A 20,227-nucleotide genomic window follows, 5' to 3' on the forward strand; every position below is an offset into this window, starting at 1 on the left:
CGAATTCCCGATGGTGCGCTTCAGCTCAAAACAGAGTGTTCAGGAGACTTGCGCCCATGGCGTCGCCGATCATCGACTTCCTGCTGACCCGAAATTCCGCGCCGATTCCGGACCTCAAGGAGCCGGCGCCCAGCGACGCCGATATCGCGACGATGATCGCCGCCGCCACGCGCGTGCCTGACCATGGCCGGCTCGAACCCTGGCGCTTCATCCTTTATCGCGGCGATACTCGCATCGAGATCGGCAAAAAGCTGGCGGCGCTTGCCGAACAGCGGGAAGGGCCGCTGCCCGAGGGCCGCCGCAACCAGGAACTGGCGCGCTTTTCCCGTGCACCGCTGGTGATCGGCGTGGTGTCGGTGCCGAAAGAGAACCCCAAGATCCCGCAATGGGAGATGTTCCTGTCCGGCGGCATGGCGGCGATGAACCTGATGATATCAGCCAATGCGCTGGGCTATGGCACAAACATGATCAGCAACTGGTATTCCGACGTTCCGGAGGGCAGGGCGATCCTTGGACTGGCGCCGCAGGAGCGCGTCGTCGGTTTCATCCATATCGGCTCCTATGCCGGCCCGGCGCCGGAGCGGCCACGGCCCGATCCGGCAAAGCTCTATGCCGACTACTCGGGACCCTGGGCAGGCTGAATGTTCTACGAACCGTCCAAGGGGCACGGGCTGCCGCATGATCCGTCGAAGGCGATCGTGGCGCCGCGGCCGATCGGCTGGATATCGACGCTGAATGGGGCAGGCGAGATCAACCTGGCGCCATACTCCTTCTTCAATGCCGTTTCGACGCGGCCCTTCATCGTCTGGTTCTCCTCGGAGGGCGAGAAGGACAGTGCTTCCTTTGCCCAAGAGACCGGCGAGTTCGTTGCCAATCTGGTCAGCCGCGATCTCGCGGAGAAGATGAATTATACGTCCGTCAACGCGCCGCGCGGCGTCAACGAGTTCGTCTATGCCGATCTCGCCATGGCGCCTTCGCGTCTCGTGAAGCCGCCGCGCGTCGCGGCCGCGCCTGCCGCGCTGGAATGCCGGGTGACGGAGGTGTTTCGCCCGAAGGCGCTGGACGGAACGCCGACGAGCGCCGTCGTTGTCGCCGGCGAAGTGGTCTGCGTGCACATTGACGACGCCTTCCTGAAAGACGGCCTGTTCGACACCACCAAGGCTGGCAATGTGGCTCGGCTTGGCTACATGGACTATGCCAGCGTCGACGAAGTCTTTTCGATGCGCCGGCCACGCTGGGGCAAGGATTAGGTTTCAGACCTGGCAGATCACCGCGCCTTGTCGGCTTTCCGTCGGGCCGTCATGACGGCTCTGATATAGCCGGGCTCCCCGATCCGGATGCTGCCGTCGGGAAGGCCGAGAATGCGGTCGAGAGCGATTTCGTAGAGCCTGACGCGTTTTTCCAGCACCTCGATCGCGACCTCCATATCGGCGTCGCTGCCGCCGGCGATCGCCTTGGCGACGACATCATGCGTGGCCAAGCCGAACTGCATGACGATGTCGGCGACACCTTCCGGGTCGAAAGTCCTGAAGGTGCCGTCTTCGACACCTTGCCGGATGACCTTGACCAGCAGGGGCGAAAAAGACGCGTGAGCCGCCAGGTTGATGCGGTGGAAAAGAACCAGATTCTCCGGCCGAAACATCGTTTCGAAAAGAGCCCAGGCCTCCGCTGCGGTCTCGATCTTGGCCTGTCGCGACTGGCTGAGCAAGCTGTTCAGCCGTCCAAGCGGGTCGAGGTCGGGATCGTCGAGTACACTCTGAACCGCAGCCAGCGCCTGCCGCGCGAAACGGTCGGCCAAGGCTTCCAGAAGAGCCTCCTTGGAGGGGAAGTAGTGATAGAAGGCGCCCTTCGAGATGCCGGCTGAGGCAATCACGTCGTTGAGGCTCGCTCTGTCGTAACCCTGCGTCAGGAACAGGGCCTGGGCATGGTCCAGAATGTCTTCTCGCCTGATCTCTGGATGCTTGATGACACGGGGCATGACGAAACCTTCTGCACGCGCCGGCCGCTCCCGTCCAGCACGGATATCAGACAGTCCGCTTGAAACACAGACCACTGGTCGGTATGATAGACCATTGGTCTGTTTCAGCCAATGCAGGCGAGGGGCATAATGTGGAAGGTCGGTCATGATCGCGAAATTGCTTCTTCAGACATTCATCTGGTTCGGCGTCATGGGCGCCTTGCTCTTCCTGCCGGCGGGCACCTTTGCTTGGCCAGCAGCCTGGGTCTATCTGGTGGTGATGGTGGGGCTGAGCCTCACCATGGGCGTGGCGCTGGCGCGGCGCGATCCGGGCCTGATGAATGAGCGGCTGAGCCCTCCGATCCAGAAAAGTCAGACACCGGCCGACAAGGTCCTGCTCTCCATACTTCTCATCGGCATCTTCGGCTGGCTGAGCTTCATGGGGTTCGACTTCCGTTTCGGCTGGTCGGCGGTCCCCTTCTGGGCGCAGGCGGTCGGCGCGCTGGTCCTGCTGGTCGGAATCTGGATCTGCTACCTAACCATGCTGGAGAACAGTTTCGCCGCACCCGTGGTAAAAATCCAAGATGAGCGCGGACAGCGCGTGATCACCACGGGCCCCTACAGCTACGTTCGCCACCCGATGTATGCCGGCGCCATCCTCTTTTTCGCCGGCACCGCACTCCTGCTTGGCTCTTGGTGGGGGCTGGTATCGGTGCTCGTGTTCATCGTTCTCCTGGCCATCCGCACCTTCATCGAGGAGAAAACCCTGCGCACCGGCCTGCGCGGCTATAACGACTACGCAACCCGGGTCCGCTATCGCCTGATCCCGATGGTCTGGTAGCCGCCGCACCAGACGCGCGCGGCAGCTTCGCCATCACGGAAGGAATCCTTCACCGTGACCACGCGAAAAGCGATTCCCCTTCCTCTGAACACACGCTAAGAGAGCGGCTTCGGCGATGCGTTGGGGTTAGCGTATCGACCTTGGGGATAGTGCGGGGGCACCACTGGCATGAAAAAACGCGACTCGCTGGGAGCCCGGCTGCGCTACGGCTTCGACAAGAGCATGGCCGCCGGCCCGATCGCCCTGATCGGCTGGCTTGCCGTCGTTTCCCTGCTGATCATCATCGCCGCCGCCGCTTTCCTTGCCGTGACCCGCATCGCGCCGGAAGGCGGCGAGCCGCTGAACTTTTTCGAAGCGTTCTGGGAATCGCTGATGCGCACGCTCGATTCCGGGACGATGGGCGGCGACACCGGCTGGGCCTTCCGCATCGTCATGCTGGTCGTCACGCTTGCCGGCATCTTCGTCGTGTCGGCCCTCATCGGCGTGCTCAGCGCCGGCGTGGACGGCAAGCTCGATGAATTGCGCAAGGGCCGTTCTCGGGTGCTGGAGAGCGACCACACCATCATCCTCAACTGGTCGCCGTCGATCTTCGACGTGATTTCCGAACTCGTCATCGCCAATGCCAGCCGTCGCCGTCCGCGCATCGTCGTCATGGCCAATATGGATAAGGTCGCGATGGAGGACGAGATCGCGGCCAAGGTCGGCAAACTGGGCAACACGCGCATCATCTGCCGCAGCGGCGATCCGACCGATCTCTATGATCTCGCCATCGTCAATCCGCAGACCTCGCGGTCGGTGATCGTGCTTTCGCCGGACGGCGACGATCCGGATTCGCAGGTCATCAAGACGGTGCTGGCGCTGGTCAACGACCCGAGCCGGCGCACCGACCCCTATAACATCGCCGCCGAGATCCGCGACGGCAAGAATGCCGAGGTCGCCCGCGTCGTCGGCGGGGCCGAGGTGCAGCTCGTGCTGGCCGACCAGCTGATCTCGCGCATCGTCGTGCATTCGAGCCGGCAGTCGGGTCTCAGCGGCGTCTATTCGGAACTGCTCGATTTCGACGGCTGCGAAATCTACACGACAGCGCAGCCAGGGCTCGCCGGCAAGACCTTCGGCGAGGCGGTGATGGCCTATGAGCACTGCGCGCTGATCGGGCTTTGTGACCAGGAGGGGCGCGTCAATCTCAACCCGCAGTCGGAACTGGTGATCGGCAAGGACATGCGCGCCATCATCATCGCCGAGGACGATGCCGCGATCAGGCTCGGAAGCACCGCGATCAAGATCGATACGGCAGCGATCCGCGGCCCGCGGTCCGTCGAGGCGAAGCCGGAGCGAACACTGATTCTCGGCTGGAACCGGCGCGGTCCGATCATCACCTATGAACTGTCGCGCTACGTCGCGCCTGGTTCGATCCTGACCGTCGCCGCTGATACGCCTGGCCTCGAGCAGGAAGTTGCCGGACTGCCGGTTGCCGGCGACAATCTGTCGGTTTCCTGCCGCATCACCGACACCTCGAGCAGCACGGCGCTGGCGAGCCTGGACGTGCCTTCCTACGACCACGTGCTCGTCCTCGGCTACAGCGAAGCCATGGCTGCGCAGCCGGCCGACACGCGCACACTGGTGACGCTGCTGCATCTGCGCAAGATCGCCGATGATGCCGGCCTGCACATCTCCATCGTCAGCGAGATGATCGACGTGCGCAACCGCGAGCTTGCGGCGGTGACCAAGGCCGATGATTTCGTCGTCAGCAACCGGCTGGTCAGCCTGATGCTGGCGCAGGCCTCCGAGAACCAATATCTCGCCGCGATCTTCGATGATTTGCTCGACGAGCAAGGCTCCGAAATCTACATGCGCCCGGTCGCCGACTATGTCGCCATCGACCAGCCATTGACCTTCTGGACGATCGCGCAATCGGCGCGGCTGCGCGGCGAGATCGCCATAGGCTACCGGCGAATCCGCGCCGGCGATGCCGACCAGCGGGCGCTGGGCGGCGTTACCGTCAATCCTCCGAAGTCGGAAGCGCTGACCTATCTGCCGGAGGACCGGATCATCGTGCTGGCGCGGGACTGACGAGCAAAGGCTCGCCAGACTAAACGGAGATCCCGGCTGCCTTGGCGCGGGCCAGCAGCCGTTCGGCCAGCCGCAGATGCGGGCGGTCGAACATCTTGCCGTCAATGCCGACGACGCCGGGATTCCCCGCCGCCTCGAACGCCGCGACGATCGCCGCCGACTGTTTCACCGCCTCGGCCGAGGGCGTGAAGGCGGCGTTGATGACGGACACCTGGTCGGGGTGGATCGCCATCTTGCCGGTGAAGCCGTCGCGCTCGGCCTCCGCGCATTCCGCGGTGAAGGCCGCCATGTCGCGAAAGTTCGGGAACACGGTGTCGATCGCCGCGACCTCCGCGGCTGTGGCCGCAAGGATGGTCGTCAGGCGAGCGTGGCGGAACAGGTCGGTGTAGCGGCCGTGCTCGTCGCGTGCCGCGCGTGCGCCGATCGCCGCAGACAAATCCTCTGCGCCCCAGGTCAGGCCGGCGAGCCGCGCGCTTGCGCCGGCATAGGTCGCGGCGGCGAGCACACCCGCCGGGGTTTCGGTGATGATCGGCAGGATTTTGATCGAGCCGTCGGGCAGGTCGTTCTCGGCCTCCCAGACCCTGAGCTTTGCCGAGAGCTGCTGTACATCCTGGCCGCTGTTGGACTTAGGCAGCATGATGCCGACCGGCTTTGCCGAAACGAGCGCGGCAAGATCGTCATCCGTCAACCCGGTCGAGAGGTCGTTGACCCTGATGTAGATGGCCGAGCTGGTTAGCCCCCTGCGTTCGGCAATAAAGCGTGCCGCAATGTCTCGCGCGGCTGCCTTGTTCTGCGGCGCCACGGAATCCTCGAGATCGACGATCACCACGTCGGCGCCCGCGCCAAAACCTTTTTCAAGCTTGCGCTCGGAATCGCCGGGGACGAACAGCAGCGAGCGCATCAGGCGGCCTTCTTCAGCATCATCGCTTGCCTGACGCATTTGGCGACGAGGTCGCCATGCTGGTTGTAGGCGCGGTGTTCGAATTCGACGATGCCGCGATCGGGCTTCGATTTCGATTCCCGCACCGAGATGACAGTGGTCTCGACGCGGATGGTGTCGCCATGGAAGACCGGGTGTGGAAAGGTGGTTTCCTTCATGCCGAGATTGGCGACCGTCGTGCCGACCGTGATGTCGTTGACCGAAATGCCGATCATCAGGCCGAGCGTGAACAGCGAGTTGACCAGCGGTTTGCCCCATTCGCTCCTGGCGGCGAAATCGAAGTCGATATGAAGCGGCTGCGGGTTCAGCGTCATCACCGAAAACAGCATGTTGTCGCTCTCGGTCACGGTCTTGCGAAGCGTGTGCTGGAAGACATGACCGACGACAAACTCCTCGAGATATAGGCCGGCCATTTTCAGTCTCCTGCACTGATTGACGGTTGATAGGCGCTGCATTCAGCGGTCGCAAGCCAGTTAATGAACATGGTGAACCGTTCGTAAACCATTTATGCCTACCGTCTCCAGCGGGGCCGGAAACCTTCCGGCATGGGGCGTAAGCAGACGGGCATGGTTGTTGTTTCGCATTTCCTGAAATGGATCTACACGGCAAGAGTGTCCGAGCGCGCCGCCGCGGCCAATGCGCTGGCCCGCGCCTATGTCAATTCCGAATTGCCGTTCGAGGACCGATGCGCCGCCGAGGCAGCGCTGACGCTGCTGCTCGACGATGCATCGTCGAAAGTGCGGCTGGCGATGGCCGAAGCGCTCTCGATGAGCCACCACGCGCCGCTGCAGATCATCAGTGCGCTGGCGTCTGACCAGCCGGAAGTCGCCGGTGTGGTGCTGGCGCGTTCGCCGCTGCTCACCGATGCCGATCTGATCAACCGCGTGGCTGCGAGCCAGAAGGCAACGCAGAAGCTGATCGCCGACCGTCCTGTCGTCTCGATGGCGCTGTCGGCGGCCATCGCCGAGATCGGTGAGGCGGAAGCCTGCGCCGTCCTGCTCGACAATAGCGGCGCCAGCATTGCTTCGCTGAGCTTCCGCCGCATGGCCGAACGCCATGGGCACCTGCCGCAGGTGCGCGAGGCGCTGATATCGGACATCAGGCTGCCGGCCGACTGCCGGCACATGCTTCTGATCAAGCTCGGCGAGACATTGAAGACATCGCCGCTGGTCATGGCACTGATGGGCGCCGCGCGGGCCGATCGTGTCCTGCGAGACGCCTGCGTCAAGGCCTCTGTGACGCTGATTGAGGGCACGCGCCAGGAAGAACACGCCGCGCTGATCGAACATCTCAGGCTGCGCGGCGATCTCACCGCGAGCTTCCTCATCCGCACCATCGCGCATGGCAAGGTCGATTTCTTCGGCTCCACGCTGGTGGCACTCGGCCAGCAATCCGAGCCACGGGTGAGGGCGCTGCTGGCAGGCGGCCACGACGTGGCCTTGCAGGCATTGTTCCGCAGCGCCGGCCTGGCTGCCGCCACGCATGCCATCATCTTGCGTGCGCTGAAGATCTGGCGCGAGGTTGCCAATGGCAAGCGTGTTGCCGGCGTGCAGGAAGTCAGCTGGCTGATGCTCAAGGAGTTGGGCGGGCAATCCGCGGAAGGCGATCTCGCGGCCTTGGTCAAGTCGATCCATCTCGACGCGCTGCGCGAGAACGCGCGGGGTCACGCGCTGGCGATTGCAGCGGCCTAGCCTCGGTCTTTCGCGAAAAAGTCCGGAAAGTCCTCCATCGCGGCGGCAATGATGCGCAGGGATGCCGCGATCTGCAGCATGTCGCCGGTGGCGTTTCGCTGGGCGATACCAGCCGCATACTGCCGGGCGACAGCGACGGTCGCTGTCTGCGGATCGCCGGGGGAGCGGAACAGCAGTTCGCGCGCCAGCCCTCTCAGGAAATTGGCGATCGAAACCGTGGTTTCCGGTGGGATGGCATGGTTTTGGCTTGCGCCGCGCAGCCTGAGGATCTCCAGGCCGACCGTCGCGGCGGCGACGCTCCCGCCCAGCACCGCCTCGCCCTTCCTGCCGGAGTTCTGCACCAGCGGCATCAGCTGGTTGATGCGGTCATAGGCGAGGCTTTCGAAGGCCGAACGCCTCGGCACGCGCTCGTGCAGGCAAAGCCGTGCCAAATCCTCGCGCATGGCCCGCACGATCCGGTTTGCCGCGAGCCACGGATCAGCGGGCAGCACGGCAATGAAGACGCCGATCGCCAGCAGAATGCCGACCAGCACCGATGCCGAGCCGGCGAAGAACGGGCCAGGATCGTAGGTCATCGCTTGATGCGGGCTGAGGAAAGCGAGGAAGTTGATGGCGAAGGCCGTGGCGACGCCGACATAGCGCGGATTGGCCATGCCCAGCGCGGTCGGCACCAGGATCGGCACGACAAACAGGACGAACCAGCCGAAGCCGGGCAAAGCAGGCAATGCGATCTGGCCGACGAGGAAGGCAAAGGGCAAAGCTAGCAGCGTGCCCTTGAAGAAGCCCCAGGACACCTGCACCGGATCGGGGCGAGCGGCGAAAAGGCTGGATACGACGGCGACGAGAATGACCGTGCCCGCCGCCTCGGACCATTTCGTCGTCAGCCAGAAGGCCGCGACCAGCAAGGTGGCAAGGGCCGCACGCACGGCATTGCGCGATGCGCCAGGGTAGTCGCGGTGCACCACCAGGGCAGGCTGCCTGCTGGCGCGGCCCGTGCGGGTGACCGGTGAACGCAAGGCATCGAGCCCGCGCAGCACCTGCTTGAGCGCCTCGGCGAAATCGGCGGCGATGGTGAGGCGGGTGATGGTGCCGACCCTGTCGTCACCCTGGTCGACCGAGGCATCGGGCAGTTGCCGGGCCTTGGCCGAGATCGCGTCGAGCTGTTTAACCCAGGATGCCGTATCGTCCAGTGCGCCGGGCTTTGCCGCCAAATCGCCGACGAGGGCCTGCAATTGCGAACGCACCGGGATGAGGGCGGCGTTTTTCGGGGCGGCGTGCGAATGCAGCGCGCGTGCCGCCGACAGGGCTGAGAGCAATTGTCCGATGGTGCGCCGCACCGGGTGGGCACGCGGCGCGAAGCTCGGCGCTTCCAGCCTGGCATAGGCGCGCATTTCGCCGAGTGTCTGGGTGTCCGCGATGAGTTTGCGATGCAGTGCGGAAAGTGTCGCTGTGTCACCGCCCGAGAAGGCGCCCGCGGCATAGGTGGCAAGGTCGAGAATGCAGCGCTTCAGCCGCGAGATGATGGCATCGCTGGCCAGTTTCGGCAGGATCAGCCGGCTGGTCACGCCGGCGCAGACGATGCCAAGCACGATTTCCGCGCAACGCGCGACAGCAAGATCGACGATCAGATGCGGCTGTCCGAAGGCAGGCAGGCCGATGATCATCGCCGTGTAACCGGCAAGTGCCGCACCATAGGCTTCGGGATTGCGCAGCAATGATGAAACGAAGGTGCAGATGCCGATCCAGACGGCGAGCACGGTCACCAGAACCCATGGGTTGGTGCCGAAGATAGTGGTGATGCCGATCGCCGCCAGCCCGCCGGCCAGCGTGCCGAGCAACCGGTAGAAACCCTTGGCCAGCACCATGCCCGCGACCGGCTGGGCAACGATAAACACCGTCATCATCGCCCATTGCGGGTGGTCGAGCTTGAGGGCATAGGCGGCGAGCAGCGCGATCAGGCCGGCCGAAACGGTGCGCAGGGCGAAAATCCAGTCCGAGCGCGTCGGCTGCGTCAAACCGGCCAGGCTCGTCTCGAAATACGCTTTCAGCCGCGCCCAGGTCACATGCCGGTCTCCATATCGGAAGCGCAAGCTAAACTGGCCAGCGGCTAGATATCCAGCACTTCCGTCTCGGCGAATTCGGCACGTTCCTGGATGAAGCGGAAGCGGGCTTCCGGCTTGGTGCCCATCAGCGCGTCGACCGCGTCCTTGGTCGCTGCCTCGGCGTCGATCACATCGACCCGCAGAAGCGTGCGCTTCCTCGGATCCATTGTGGTCTCCTTGAGCTGAGAGGCCATCATCTCGCCCAGGCCCTTGAAGCGGCCAAGCTCGACCTTGCCGCGCCCGGTGAATTCGGTGCGCAGGAGCTCGTCCTTGTGCGCGTCGTCGCGGGCATACGCAACCTTGCCGCCTTGCCGGATCGAATAAAGCGGCGGCACCGCCAGGTAGAGATGGCCGCCACGCACTAGCGCCGGCATTTCCTGGTAGAAGAAGGTGATCAGCAGCGAGGCGATATGGGCGCCGTCGACGTCGGCGTCGGTCATGATGATCACGCGGTCGTAGCGCAAATCCTCATCGCGGTATTTTGAGCGCGTACCGCAACCGAGCGCCTGGATCAGGTCCGATATCTGCTGGTTGGCGGCCAGCTTGTCATTGCCGGCACTGGCGACGTTGAGGATTTTCCCGCGCAATGGCAGTACGGCCTGACTGGCGCGGTCGCGCGCCTGCTTGGCCGAGCCGCCGGCGGAGTCACCTTCGACGATGAACAGTTCGGCACCGGCCGCCGCATTCTGCGTGCAGTCGGCGAGCTTGCCCGGCAGGCGCAATTTGCGCACCGCGCTCTTGCGCGACACTTCCTTTTCCTGACGCCGGCGCACCCGCTCGTCGGCGCGCGCGATCACCCATTCCAGCAGCTTCGAGGCTTCCTGCGGATTGTCGGCCAGCCAATGGTCGAACGGATCGCGGATCGCGGTCTCGACAATTCGAATTGCCTCGATCGTCGCCAGCCTGTCCTTGGTCTGGCCAACGAATTCAGGCTCGCGGATGAACACGGACAGCATGCCGGCCGCCGAGATCATGACGTCTTCGGAGGTGACGATCGAGGCGCGCTTGTTGCCGACCAGATCGGCATAGGCGCGCAAGCCGCGCGTCAGCACGTTGCGGAAGCCGGCCTCATGCGTGCCGCCTTCGCCGGTCGGAATGGTGTTGCAGTAGGAATTGATGAAGCCGTCGCCGCCGAACCAGGTCACCGCCCATTCGAGCGAGCCATGGCCGCCTTGCTTTTCGCTTTTTCCCGCGAAGATTTCCCGCGTCACCTGAAAGTCGTCGCCGAGCGATGCCTTGAGATAGTCCTTCAGGCCGCCGGGGAAATGGAACTCCGCCTTGGCCGGGGTCTGGTCCTTTTCCTTGATCAGTGAGGGATCACAGGTCCAGCGGATTTCGACGCCGCCGAACAGATAGGCCTTCGAGCGCGTCATGCGGTAGAGCCGCGCCGGTTCGAAGGCCGCGCCCTTGCCGAAGATCTGCTCGTCGGGATGGAAGCGGATTTTCGTTCCGCGCCGGTTGTGGACCTCGCCAAGCTGCTCCAGGCCGCTTACCGGAATGCCGCGCGAAAAGCGCTGGCGATAAAGCTGGCGGCCACGCGCGACCTCGACCTCGAGATGGTCCGACAGTGCGTTGACCACGGAAACGCCGACGCCGTGCAGGCCGCCGGAGGTTTCATAGACCTTGGAGTCGAATTTGCCGCCCGAATGCAGCGTCGTCATGATGACTTCGAGCGCCGGCTTCTTGAATTTCGGATGCGGATCGACCGGGATGCCGCGGCCATTGTCGGTAACGGTCAGAAACCCGTCGGCCGAAAGCTCGACATCGATGAAGGTGGCATGGCCGGCAACCGCCTCGTCCATCGAATTGTCGATGACCTCGGCGAACAGATGGTGCATCGCCTTGTCGTCGGTGCCGCCAATATACATGCCTGGCCGGCGGCGCACCGGCTCCAAGCCTTCGAGCACCTCGATGTCGGCGGCGCTATAGCCCTCGCTGCCATCCTTGGTCGCGGCTGGGCGCTTGGCTGCTGCCTGCACAAGCGGGTCGGCCGGGCGCGCCGGTGAGCGAACCGGCTGCGGCTGCTTGTCCATATTGCCGAAGAGATCGTTGTTGTCGTCCATGCCTGCCATAGGGTCCGGTGCTGCGAATCACCCGCCGATACTGCCACGCTTTTCAGCGCCAAGCGACGGAGGTTCCTGTTACGTTCGGGGATTTGACCCGTCTTATCCTAAAACCATTCGATAACCAAGCGGGCGGAAATAGGTCCAATACCACCGTTCTACATTCCTGATTCTTTAACAAAGCGGCCTAGCGTGAGCCCAACATAACAAGAAACGACGGCATCAGGGGTTTTCGGCGTGAGGGGCAAGGCCATAACGATGATCGGTATCGCCGCCGTTTTCGGCGCGATCTCGATCTTTGCCGCGGATTTCTGGGTCAAGAGCCAGGCCAAAGCCGATGCCGAGGAGAAGACGGCGTCGATCGCCGCTCCCGCCCCGCCCAGGATCGAGTTCAAGACCATCGTGGTGGCGAACTCGCCGCTGCGCTACGGCCAGGAACTTGACCGCGCCAAGCTGATCGAAATCCCATGGCCACAGGATTCCCTGCCGCAAGGTGCCTTTGCCACCATCGACGGATTGCTCGGCGAGGGCAATCGCATCGTGTTGTCGCCGATCGAGGTCAACGAACCGGTGCTGCTGACCAAGCTGTCGGGGCCGAACGGCCGCGCTACGCTCTCCAACATGCTTACGCCCGGAATGCGAGCGGTGACCATCCGCACTGACGAGATCGCCGGCGTCGGCGGCTTCGTCACGCCGGGCGACCGCGTGGATGTCGTGCTGACGCGCGATGCCGGCGAAATCCAGGAGGTCGCCAAGAACGCGCAAGGTGCTGCCGGTTCAACCGTCACCTCCGAGATCGTCGTTGCCGACGCCAAGGTGCTGAGTGTCGGCCAGGGTGCCGACGAGCGCCAGACGACGCCGCAGATCACGAATTCCGTGACCATTGAAGTGACGACCGAAGGCGCGCAGAAAGTGGCGCTTGCCCGCACCGTCGGCACGCTGTCGCTGTCGCTGCGTTCAGCCTCCGAAGGCGGCGACGGCAAGAACGGCGTCACCACCATCTCGTCCTTTGGCGGATCGGTGGCGGCCAAGGCTCAGGCCGCGGCCGGCTCGCTGTTCGATGCGATAACCAAGGAGCCGGAGAAGCCGAAATTCAAGACGGTCATCGTGACGCGCGGCACGAAGGCCGAGGAATATCAGGTTCCTGCGCCGGACCAGAAGTAAAGGCCGGTGGGGACCGGACGGGACAGGGCAATTGTGATGCGTACCCTATATCGAATGATGGATCGATCGCGCTTTGCGCGCGCTCTGGCGATGGCTGCTGCGCTGGTTGCGGGCGGAATGCTCGCCTTGCCCGGCGTGGCCAAGGCGGACAATGACATCGTCTATGTCTCGGCGGCCAAGAATGCGTCGATCAAGGTCGCCAAGGGCAAGCCCAAGACGATCGTGACGAGTGCCGCCTTCTACCAGATCGTCATCGGCGATCCTGAGATCGCCAACGTCAATCCATTGACCGACAAATCCTTCTATGTGCTCGGCAACAATCTCGGCACCACCGGCGTTGCGCTGTTCGACGAGAAAAAGCAGCTCGTCGGCACCGTCGACATCGAGGTGACGCTCGACACGGATCAACTGGCCAGCACCATCCGCGCCAGCGTGCCGGACGCCAAGATCAAGGTCGGGTCGGCCAATGGCCGTGTCGTGCTGTCGGGCGAGGCCGACGACGCGGTCGCCGCCGACAAGGCAAGCAAGATCGCCAGCCGCTTTTCTGGCAATGAGGAGGTGATCAATTCGGTCAACATCTCGTCGTCGCAGCAGGTTCAGCTCAATGTCCGCTTCGTCGAGATCAATCGCCAGGCGGGGCAGGATCTGGGCGCCAAATACAGTGCCAATTTTGCCTACGGTTTCGGCGGGCGCGATGTTTCGCTCGACCCCGGCACGGTGCCGGCAGCGGGAACCGGTGAAATCATCGGCCGGCTGCTGTCGAACGGCGTGTCGATCGACATCGCCATCAAGGCGCTGGAAGAGCGCGGCCTCGCCCGCCGTCTGGCGGAACCGAACCTCATCGCCCGCTCGGGCGAGACGGCGAGCTTCCTCGCCGGCGGCGAATTCCCGATCCCGGTCTCGGAGGACAACGGCAAGATCTCCGTCAGCTATAAGAAATACGGCGTCAGCCTGGACTTCACGCCGACCGTGCTCAAGGACGGGCTGGTGAGCCTCGACATCGCGCCGGAAGTCTCTTCGATCGATGCGTCGTCCTCCTACAACATCGGCACTATCTCCGTGCCGGGATTCATCGTGCGCCGCGCCAAGACCTCGGTCGATCTCAAGAACGGCCAGAGCTTCATGATCGCGGGACTGCTGCAGTCGCAAAACGACATCACCACGTCGCGCATTCCCGGCCTCGGCAAGATGCCGGTGCTCGGGGCGCTGTTCTCGTCGAAATCCTATCAGCGGCGCGAGACCGATCTGGTCATCATCGTCACGCCCTACCTGGTCAAGCCGGTCGATCCGTCGAAGAAAATGCTCGAGCCGACCGATGGCACGCGGCCGGCCAGCAATGTCGACTATTTCCTCAACAACACCGAGGAAGTGAAGGCATCGGACACCGGCCGGGCGCTGGCGCTGGCCGATGGCAGCGCCGCACGGACCGCTCCCGCCACCACGGTCGGGCACTTCCTCGACCTGCCGAAGGACTGAAACCATGCGTCTGGTCCTGACATCAAGTGTCGCCTTGCTTCTTGCCGGTTTGGCCGGCGGCTGCACCAGCGACGATTACATACGCACAGAAGGGGTGACGCCGGGCTCCGGCGACGCCCAGGCCGCCAACACCGTCATGCAGATGGTCGATCCCTGGAAATACGGCGTCCAGAACACAAGGCTTCTCGTGCCTGCCAAGCGTGGCGATGCCGGGCCGGTCACGCCGGATCAGGCCGCCGCTTCGAAGGCATCGCAGACGACCACGGGCAACTGACCCCAAAGGGCGATCGCGCTCACAGGCTGACAAAAATGGCAAACGGCATCAAGACCAAGAAGATCCTGCTCGTATCGACGGACAGGACCTTCGTGCAGGACACGCGGACCGCATTCGCCGCCTCCGAGATCATCCAGCTCTCGACGGTGGAAAAGAATGTCACCGAACTGCGCGGCGAGATCCAGGAGGCGGACTTCGGCGCCATCATCGTCGACATGGACGCGGCGAGACTGGAGGAAGTCGAGTCGCTGCAGCGCGTCATGCGCCGTCTGGAGGGCAAGGCGCCGGTGGTTGTCGTCACCCAGGAATTCAACGCCGCCGCGGCGCGCATCCTGGTGCAGCTCAAGGTCGCGGACTTCCTGGTCAAGCCGATCACCACGGCCGATCTGGTGCGCTCGGTGGTGCGGGCCCTGCAAGGGCCGGGGCGCGAGGAAAACACCGAATCGCAGATCTACACCTTCATGCCGGCCGCCGGCGGCGTCGGCACCACGACGCTGGCGCTGCAGACCGCATTCCAACTGCATCACTCGGTGACGCGCGGCGCCTCGACCTGTGTGGTCGACCTCAATTTCCAGCAGGGCGCCTGTGCCGAATATCTCGACCTCGAGCCGCGTTTCGACATCACCGAGATCGAAAACCAGCCCGAACGCCTCGACCGGCAATTGCTCGACGTGATGCTGTCCAAGCATGCCAGCGGGCTTTGCGTGCTGGCGGCACCGACGCATCCGTCGGAGATGCGCTCGTTCAAGACCGATGTCGTGGTTCGCATGCTGGACCTCGTCTCGGCCTATTTCGACAATGTCGTCATCGACATGCCGCGCACCTGGTTTCCCTGGACGGAGACCGTGCTGCTGGGCTCCAACAAGCTCTATATCGTCGCCGAAATGACGGTGCCGTGCCTGCGCCACACGCAAAGGCTGATCCAGGCGGTCTACGAGACCGCCGGCAAGGAAGTGAAGCCGAACGTCATCGTCAACCGTTTCGAGCAGAAGATGTTCGACAACGGCATCAAGCAGGCGGATGTCCAGGAGATCCTTGGCGAGCATTTCGTCGGCGGTATCGCCAACAATTACCGGCTGGTGCGCGAGGCGGTCGACCGCGGCGTGCCGCTGCACGAGATCGATCCCAACGCCAATGTCGTCAACGATCTGAAGAAGATCATCCTGCCGGAGGAGGCCGTCGCGACCGGAGCCAAATCGAAATCGCTGTTCGGTCTCGGTAAGGGCTTCTTGAAGAGGAAGGCCGGATGACCAGCCGTTTTTCCACCCTGCAGAACCGCGATACGCGTCCGCAGCGCCCGGCTGATACAACGCCGGTCGCGCATCATGCGGTCGTCATCCCGACCAGCCGGAAGGCTTTGCCGGCAAAGCCGGATGTCGCGCCGGCAAAGAACGCCAACAAGGTGCTCGATGCGCGCGTGCGCATTCACCGCATGCTGCTCGAGGAAATCAACCTGGTGGCGCTGGAGCGTTTGCCCAAGGAGGAGATGCGCCGGCAGGTGCATGATTTCGTCTCGGAAAAAACCCGCCAGGAGCGGATGGCGATCAACACCGCCGAACTTGAAGCGCTGGTCGACGATATCGTCGACGAGATGGTCGGCCTTGGTCCGCTCGAGCCCTTGCTCAAGGATCCCGACATCAACGACATCCTGATCAACGGCCACCAGAACTGCTTCATCGAAAAGAAGGGCAAGCTGCAGCAGGTTCATATCCCGTTCAAGGACGAGGCGCATCTGCTTAGAATCATTAACAAAATCGTCGCCGCGGTTGGCCGTAGGGTCGACGAATCGCAGCCGATGGTCGATGCCCGCATGCTGGACGGCTCGCGCTTCAACGCGGCCATCCGCCCGGTCGGCGTCGACGGGCCGCTGGTGTCGATCCGCAAATTCTCCAAGAACAAGCTCGGCCTGCACAAGCTGGTCGAATTCGGCGCCATCACGCAGAACATGGCCGAAGTGCTGGCGGCGGCCGTGCACGCCCGCAAGACGACGATCATTTCGGGCGGCACCGGCACCGGCAAGACGACTATGCTCAACGCACTGTCGGCCTTCATTCCCGAAGACGAGCGGCTGATCACCATCGAGGACGCGGCCGAACTTCAGCTGCAGCAGCCGCATGTCGCGCGCATGGAGACGCGTCCCGCCAACATCGAGGGCCATGGCGAACTCAAACAGCGCGATCTCGTCAAGAACGCGCTGCGCATGCGCCCCGACCGCGTCATCCTCGGCGAGTGCCGCGGCGAGGAGGCCTTCGACATGCTGCAGGCGATGAACACCGGCCATGAAGGGTCGATGGCGACCATCCACGCCAACACGCCGCGCGATGCCATTTCGCGCCTCGAACAGATGTTGGGCATGACCGGCATGCCGATGACGGTGCAGTCGATCCGCAGCCAGATCGCCAGCGCCATCGACATCATCGTGCAACTGACCCGGCTTTCCGATGGCAAGCGCAAGGTGACAAGCGTTGCCGAGGTGACCGGCATGGAAGGCGACGTCATCCAGATGCAGGAGATCTTCCGCTTCGTGCGCACCGGCATGGATGCCGATGGCGGCATCCTCGGCTATTTCGAGGCAACCGGCATTAGGCCGCGCTTCCTGGAGGATCTGCGTGCCATGGGAATCGAGTTTCCCGGACGGTACTTCGAACCCGGCCGGCCGCAGGAGTAGCCGGGTGTTCGACGGGCTGAGCGCAATCTATGTCGTCTATGCCGGGGCAGCACTGACCGGCATCATGATCGCCGAGGCCTGCTATCTCCTCTATGCCGGCCGCAGCGACAAGCGCACCGCCATCAACCGGCGCATGAAGCTGCAGGAAAGCAAGATCAGCCAGGAGCAGGTGCTGATCCAGCTGCGCAAGGAGCGCGGCCTCGACGCGGGCACCTCGCTGTTCTCGCCAGACCGGTTCCGCGCGCTGCGTACGCAGTCGGGCATGATCATGCCGCTGTCGAAATTTCTGATGATCACCTCGGGTGTGGCGATGGCCATGACCCTGGTCGCCATCTGGTACGGCTTGCCACTGCTGATGGGGCTTCTCCTGTTCGTCGTGCTGTTGCCGCTGGTGCCGGTGATGGTGATGCGCTCCATGCGCAAGCGTCGGCTTAAGCGCTTTGGCATGCAGCTGCCCGAGGCACTGGAACTGATCACGCGCGGCCTCAAGGCCGGTCACCCCGTGCCGGTGGCCATCGCCATGGTGTCGCGCGAAATGCCCGATCCGATCGGCACCGAGTTCGGCGTCATCGCCGATGAGGTGACCTATGGTTCCGACCTGGTCTCGGCTTTGAATTCGCTGTTCGACAGGGTCGGCCATGAGGATCTGCCGCTGTTCATCACCGCCGTCTCCATCCAGTCCAGTTCGGGGGGCAATCTGCGCGAAATCCTCGACGGCCTGGCGCTGACGATCCGCGAGCGCGGCAAGCTGCGTCGCAAGGTGCGCGCCATCTCGACCGAAGGCCGCATGTCGGCCTACATCCTGACGGCGATACCGGCGCTGCTGTTTGCCGCCATCATGGCGCTGATGCCGGGCTTCTACCGTGATGTCTGGGACGAGCCAAAGACCTGGTACCTGATCGGCGGGTCCGTGACCTGGCTGATGCTGGGCAATCTGATGATGTTCAAAATGTCGAATTTCAGGTTCTGACATGCAGGGCTTCATCGAATTCCTCGCCTCGCTCGCACCGACCTCCCTGATGCCGGTGGCGATCCTGCTTCTGGCCCTGGGCAGCGTCGCCGTCGCCTGGCCGATGGTAGCGGCGAAGGGCGACCGCAACGACGTGAAGCGCCGGCTCAAGGTCGACCATGGCGCGGTGGCCGCGAAGCCCGAGCCGCTGCAGAAGAAGAACGCCAATGTCGTGCGCGAAAAGGCGGTGAAGCGGGCGCAGGAATTCTACGCCAAGAGCGATCCGGAAAATGTCGCCCGGTTGCGCATGAAGCTGATCCAGGCCGGCTATATGGAGCCGCGCGCCGTCGGCACGTTCTTCATCATACGCTTTTCCGCGCTGGTCGGCGGCGCGATCGGCGCCTTTGTCCTCAACCAGTGGCTGGCCAGCGCCGAAGCGACGATGACCAGCCGCTGGGCGTTCGTCATCCTGTCGGGCGTGGCCGGTTATTTCCTGCCCGGCCTGGTGCTGACCCAGCAGGTGCGGGAGAAGATGCGCGAGTACCGCAACGGCTTTCCCGACTTCATGGATCTGATGATCGTCTGTTCGGATGCCGGCATGAGCATGGAAGCCGGTATCGAGCGCGTCTCGAAGGAGCTCGCCAAGACCTATCCGGCGCTCAGCCAGAATTTGCAGCTGGTGTCGCTGGAACTGAGGGCAGGGCGCAGCCTCGACGATGCGCTGAAGGCACTCGCCGACCGCCTCAGCCTGGACGAGGTTCGCTCCTTCGCCACGCTCTTACAGCAGTCGAAGGAACTCGGCACCAGCCTGTCAGGCGCGCTGCGCGTCTTCTCCGACGAAATGCGCCACAAGCGCATGTCGCTGGCCGAGGAAAAGGCACATGCCTTGCCGGCCAAGATGTCGATACCGGTGACGGTGTGCATCCTGCCGGTGGTGCTGATGATCGCGATCATCCCGATCATCGTCAAAATGACGGGTAACCACTAGGCGACATCGATGTTCAGTGGCAAGCCTGCGCATCGCGGCTTGCCGAGCTTGATACGGAGCTTGGCCAACAAGTTGCTGCCCGAACTCGGCCCTGCGACATGAGGATCCCCATGCGAATATTGTTGTGTGCCGCCGCTCTTGCCGCGGCCAGTCTGTGGCCCGCCCTGGCCGCGGCCGATGATTGCGGCGATGCCGCCGCGCTGTTGCGGCAGGCTTATCCCAAGATTCAAAAGAGCGCCGACGGCCGCTCGTTCACGCTCGAACCGCATACCAGCATCCCGCTTGCGGTCCCGCAGGACGGTATGCCTGGCCTGCTCTGCAAGGTCTGGCCTGCCCATGACGATCTGTTGCTGGTCGCGGTGCCGCTGATCGACAGCGTCCAATCCGCCGACGGCCAGCATGTTGGCGACATCGAGCTTCTGGTCGTCGACAGGAAGACCCTGCAGGTACGCCAGCGCCTGCTCCAGCCCAGGCTGATGAACGACGATGCCGTCGCCATCCGGGGAATCGAATTCGATACCGCCCGTTATGGGCTGGCGCCGGGTGTCACCGCCTTCGGCCTGCGCATCGACATGGCCAATCATTCACAGCCCAATCCCTTCAACGAAACCGACCTGCGGCTCTACGCCATATCAGGCAATGCGCTGCAGGCGGTGCTCGACGGGCTTGCCGTAGCCGGCCATGGCGGCGAAGGCGACACCAGTTGCGCGGGATCCTTTCATTCCAGCCAGGTCAGCCTGGCGATGAGCCCGAGGATCCATCGCGGCTACCGTGACATCATCGCGGTAGAGCGGAAGGATACCGACGAGCCGCTCCCCGACAAGGATGGCGAGTGCCAGTCCCACCCCGGCAAGTCGGTGAGCCGGACCTACCGACTGCGCTATGACGGCCACCGCTATCCGGTTCCGGCCGAGCTCAAGGCAATGGATCCGCCGTGAGACCGTCCCCCCGCGTCCGCTTGAGGCGTTGGGGTCCGGTGGTTAATGGCTGGTAATTGCGGAAACCAAATCTTAGCTGCATTTCGGTACCGAAGCTTAATCGCTT

The 20,227-nt window shown here is 63.6% G+C and carries 18 protein-coding genes; 13 read left to right on the forward strand and 5 right to left on the reverse strand.

Annotated elements, in window-relative coordinates; all coding sequences use genetic code 11:
- Positions 1–56: 56 nt before the first annotated feature.
- Together D3242_RS07090 and D3242_RS07095 are read left to right on the forward strand one after the other, a co-directional pair.
- Positions 57–641 (forward strand): nitroreductase family protein, encoded by a 585-nt coding sequence (locus tag D3242_RS07090; RefSeq protein WP_064984219.1) that lies wholly within the window; start codon positions 57–59, stop codon positions 639–641.
- On the forward strand, positions 642–1,250 hold the full coding sequence (locus tag D3242_RS07095) for a flavin reductase family protein (RefSeq protein WP_064984220.1): 609 nt from the start codon (positions 642–644) through the stop codon (positions 1,248–1,250).
- Between the two features lie 17 nt (positions 1,251–1,267).
- Here the strand turns inward: D3242_RS07095 and D3242_RS07100 are convergent, their stop codons facing one another.
- Positions 1,268–1,978 (reverse strand): TetR/AcrR family transcriptional regulator, encoded by a 711-nt coding sequence (locus D3242_RS07100; protein ID WP_064984222.1) that lies wholly within the window; start codon positions 1,976–1,978, stop codon positions 1,268–1,270.
- Positions 1,979–2,123: 145 nt separating this feature from the next.
- Here D3242_RS07100 and D3242_RS07105 point away from each other — a divergent pair, with 145 nt between their 5' ends.
- Both D3242_RS07105 and D3242_RS07110 read left to right on the forward strand, forming a co-directional pair.
- Complete coding sequence (locus D3242_RS07105; protein ID WP_064984223.1) at positions 2,124–2,798, forward strand: methyltransferase family protein; 675 nt, start codon at positions 2,124–2,126, stop codon at positions 2,796–2,798.
- A gap of 168 nt (positions 2,799–2,966) precedes the next feature.
- Positions 2,967–4,868 (forward strand): CASTOR/POLLUX-related putative ion channel, encoded by a 1,902-nt coding sequence (locus D3242_RS07110; RefSeq protein WP_064984225.1) that lies wholly within the window; start codon positions 2,967–2,969, stop codon positions 4,866–4,868.
- A 19-nt stretch (positions 4,869–4,887) separates the two neighbouring features.
- Here D3242_RS07110 and D3242_RS07115 read toward each other — a convergent pair whose 3' ends face one another.
- The gene (locus D3242_RS07115) at positions 4,888–5,769 is read right to left on the reverse strand and encodes an HpcH/HpaI aldolase/citrate lyase family protein (RefSeq protein ID WP_064984226.1); all 882 of its coding nucleotides are present in this window, start codon (positions 5,767–5,769) and stop codon (positions 4,888–4,890) included.
- The gene (locus D3242_RS07120; protein ID WP_019858440.1) at positions 5,769–6,221 is read right to left on the reverse strand and encodes a MaoC family dehydratase; all 453 of its coding nucleotides are present in this window, start codon (positions 6,219–6,221) and stop codon (positions 5,769–5,771) included. The genes D3242_RS07115 and D3242_RS07120 overlap by 1 nt, the downstream gene beginning before the upstream one ends.
- A 153-nt stretch (positions 6,222–6,374) precedes the next feature.
- Between D3242_RS07120 and D3242_RS07125 the strand changes: the two genes are divergently transcribed.
- Positions 6,375–7,499, forward strand: a complete 1,125-nt coding sequence (locus D3242_RS07125) for a DUF2336 domain-containing protein (RefSeq protein ID WP_064984228.1) — start codon at positions 6,375–6,377, stop codon at positions 7,497–7,499.
- Here D3242_RS07125 and D3242_RS07130 read toward each other — a convergent pair.
- On the reverse strand, positions 7,496–9,562 hold the full coding sequence (locus D3242_RS07130; protein WP_064984230.1) for an FUSC family protein: 2,067 nt from the start codon (positions 9,560–9,562) through the stop codon (positions 7,496–7,498). The two genes, D3242_RS07125 and D3242_RS07130, sit on opposite strands and share 4 nt — an antisense overlap.
- 44 nt (positions 9,563–9,606) lie before the next feature.
- Positions 9,607–11,664: a DNA topoisomerase IV subunit B gene (parE, locus tag D3242_RS07135; protein ID WP_064984353.1), complete on the reverse strand. Its 2,058-nt coding sequence runs from the start codon at positions 11,662–11,664 to the stop codon at positions 9,607–9,609.
- Between the two features lie 258 nt (positions 11,665–11,922).
- Between parE and cpaB the strand changes: the two genes are divergently transcribed.
- The 8 genes from cpaB to D3242_RS07175 all read left to right on the forward strand — a co-directional run bounded on the left by cpaB (position 11,923) and on the right by D3242_RS07175 (position 20,121).
- Positions 11,923–12,828: a Flp pilus assembly protein CpaB gene (gene cpaB, locus D3242_RS07140; protein ID WP_064984232.1), complete on the forward strand. Its 906-nt coding sequence runs from the start codon at positions 11,923–11,925 to the stop codon at positions 12,826–12,828.
- A 57-nt stretch (positions 12,829–12,885) separates the two neighbouring features.
- The gene (locus tag D3242_RS07145) at positions 12,886–14,304 is read left to right on the forward strand and encodes a type II and III secretion system protein family protein (RefSeq protein ID WP_394811855.1); all 1,419 of its coding nucleotides are present in this window, start codon (positions 12,886–12,888) and stop codon (positions 14,302–14,304) included.
- Positions 14,305–14,308: 4 nt separating this feature from the next.
- Positions 14,309–14,578, forward strand: coding sequence for a hypothetical protein (locus D3242_RS07150; protein ID WP_019858432.1), 270 nt, complete (start codon positions 14,309–14,311; stop codon positions 14,576–14,578).
- A gap of 35 nt (positions 14,579–14,613) precedes the next feature.
- Positions 14,614–15,828: a CpaE/TadZ family protein gene (locus D3242_RS07155; RefSeq protein ID WP_064984233.1), complete on the forward strand. Its 1,215-nt coding sequence runs from the start codon at positions 14,614–14,616 to the stop codon at positions 15,826–15,828.
- The gene (locus D3242_RS07160; protein WP_019858429.1) at positions 15,825–17,246 is read left to right on the forward strand and encodes a TadA family conjugal transfer-associated ATPase; all 1,422 of its coding nucleotides are present in this window, start codon (positions 15,825–15,827) and stop codon (positions 17,244–17,246) included. Before D3242_RS07155 ends, D3242_RS07160 begins: the two co-directional genes overlap by 4 nt.
- A 4-nt stretch (positions 17,247–17,250) precedes the next feature.
- Positions 17,251–18,216: a type II secretion system F family protein gene (locus tag D3242_RS07165; RefSeq protein ID WP_032930462.1), complete on the forward strand. Its 966-nt coding sequence runs from the start codon at positions 17,251–17,253 to the stop codon at positions 18,214–18,216.
- A gap of 1 nt (position 18,217) precedes the next feature.
- Complete coding sequence (locus D3242_RS07170) at positions 18,218–19,183, forward strand: type II secretion system F family protein (RefSeq protein WP_019858427.1); 966 nt, start codon at positions 18,218–18,220, stop codon at positions 19,181–19,183.
- A gap of 110 nt (positions 19,184–19,293) precedes the next feature.
- The gene (locus D3242_RS07175) at positions 19,294–20,121 is read left to right on the forward strand and encodes a PA3715 family protein (protein WP_064984235.1); all 828 of its coding nucleotides are present in this window, start codon (positions 19,294–19,296) and stop codon (positions 20,119–20,121) included.
- Positions 20,122–20,227: the final 106 nt, after the last annotated feature.

Origin of the sequence: Mesorhizobium jarvisii (assembly GCF_003601985.1) — a bacterium.
GTDB lineage: Bacteria > Pseudomonadota > Alphaproteobacteria > Rhizobiales > Rhizobiaceae > Mesorhizobium > Mesorhizobium jarvisii.

Bases quoted from the DNA above. Each gene is read 5' to 3' on its own strand.
- D3242_RS07120 (WP_019858440.1), bottom strand. From the start codon at position 6,221: ATGGCCGGCCTATATCTCGAGGAGTTTGTCGTCGGTCATGTCTTCCAG.
- D3242_RS07175 (WP_064984235.1), top strand. From the start codon at position 19,294: ATGCGAATATTGTTGTGTGCCGCCGCTCTTGCCGCGGCCAGTCTGTGG.
- D3242_RS07150 (WP_019858432.1), top strand. From the start codon at position 14,309: ATGCGTCTGGTCCTGACATCAAGTGTCGCCTTGCTTCTTGCCGGTTTG.
- parE (WP_064984353.1), bottom strand. From the start codon at position 11,664: ATGGACGACAACAACGATCTCTTCGGCAATATGGACAAGCAGCCGCAG.
- cpaB (WP_064984232.1), top strand. From the start codon at position 11,923: ATGATCGGTATCGCCGCCGTTTTCGGCGCGATCTCGATCTTTGCCGCG.
- D3242_RS07125 (WP_064984228.1), top strand. From the start codon at position 6,375: ATGGTTGTTGTTTCGCATTTCCTGAAATGGATCTACACGGCAAGAGTG.
- D3242_RS07145 (WP_394811855.1), top strand. From the start codon at position 12,886: ATGGATCGATCGCGCTTTGCGCGCGCTCTGGCGATGGCTGCTGCGCTG.
- D3242_RS07110 (WP_064984225.1), top strand. From the start codon at position 2,967: ATGAAAAAACGCGACTCGCTGGGAGCCCGGCTGCGCTACGGCTTCGAC.
- D3242_RS07170 (WP_019858427.1), top strand. From the start codon at position 18,218: ATGCAGGGCTTCATCGAATTCCTCGCCTCGCTCGCACCGACCTCCCTG.
- D3242_RS07100 (WP_064984222.1), bottom strand. From the start codon at position 1,978: ATGCCCCGTGTCATCAAGCATCCAGAGATCAGGCGAGAAGACATTCTG.
- D3242_RS07115 (WP_064984226.1), bottom strand. From the start codon at position 5,769: ATGCGCTCGCTGCTGTTCGTCCCCGGCGATTCCGAGCGCAAGCTTGAA.
- D3242_RS07160 (WP_019858429.1), top strand. From the start codon at position 15,825: ATGACCAGCCGTTTTTCCACCCTGCAGAACCGCGATACGCGTCCGCAG.
- D3242_RS07095 (WP_064984220.1), top strand. From the start codon at position 642: ATGTTCTACGAACCGTCCAAGGGGCACGGGCTGCCGCATGATCCGTCG.
- D3242_RS07155 (WP_064984233.1), top strand. From the start codon at position 14,614: ATGGCAAACGGCATCAAGACCAAGAAGATCCTGCTCGTATCGACGGAC.
- D3242_RS07105 (WP_064984223.1), top strand. From the start codon at position 2,124: ATGATCGCGAAATTGCTTCTTCAGACATTCATCTGGTTCGGCGTCATG.
- D3242_RS07090 (WP_064984219.1), top strand. From the start codon at position 57: ATGGCGTCGCCGATCATCGACTTCCTGCTGACCCGAAATTCCGCGCCG.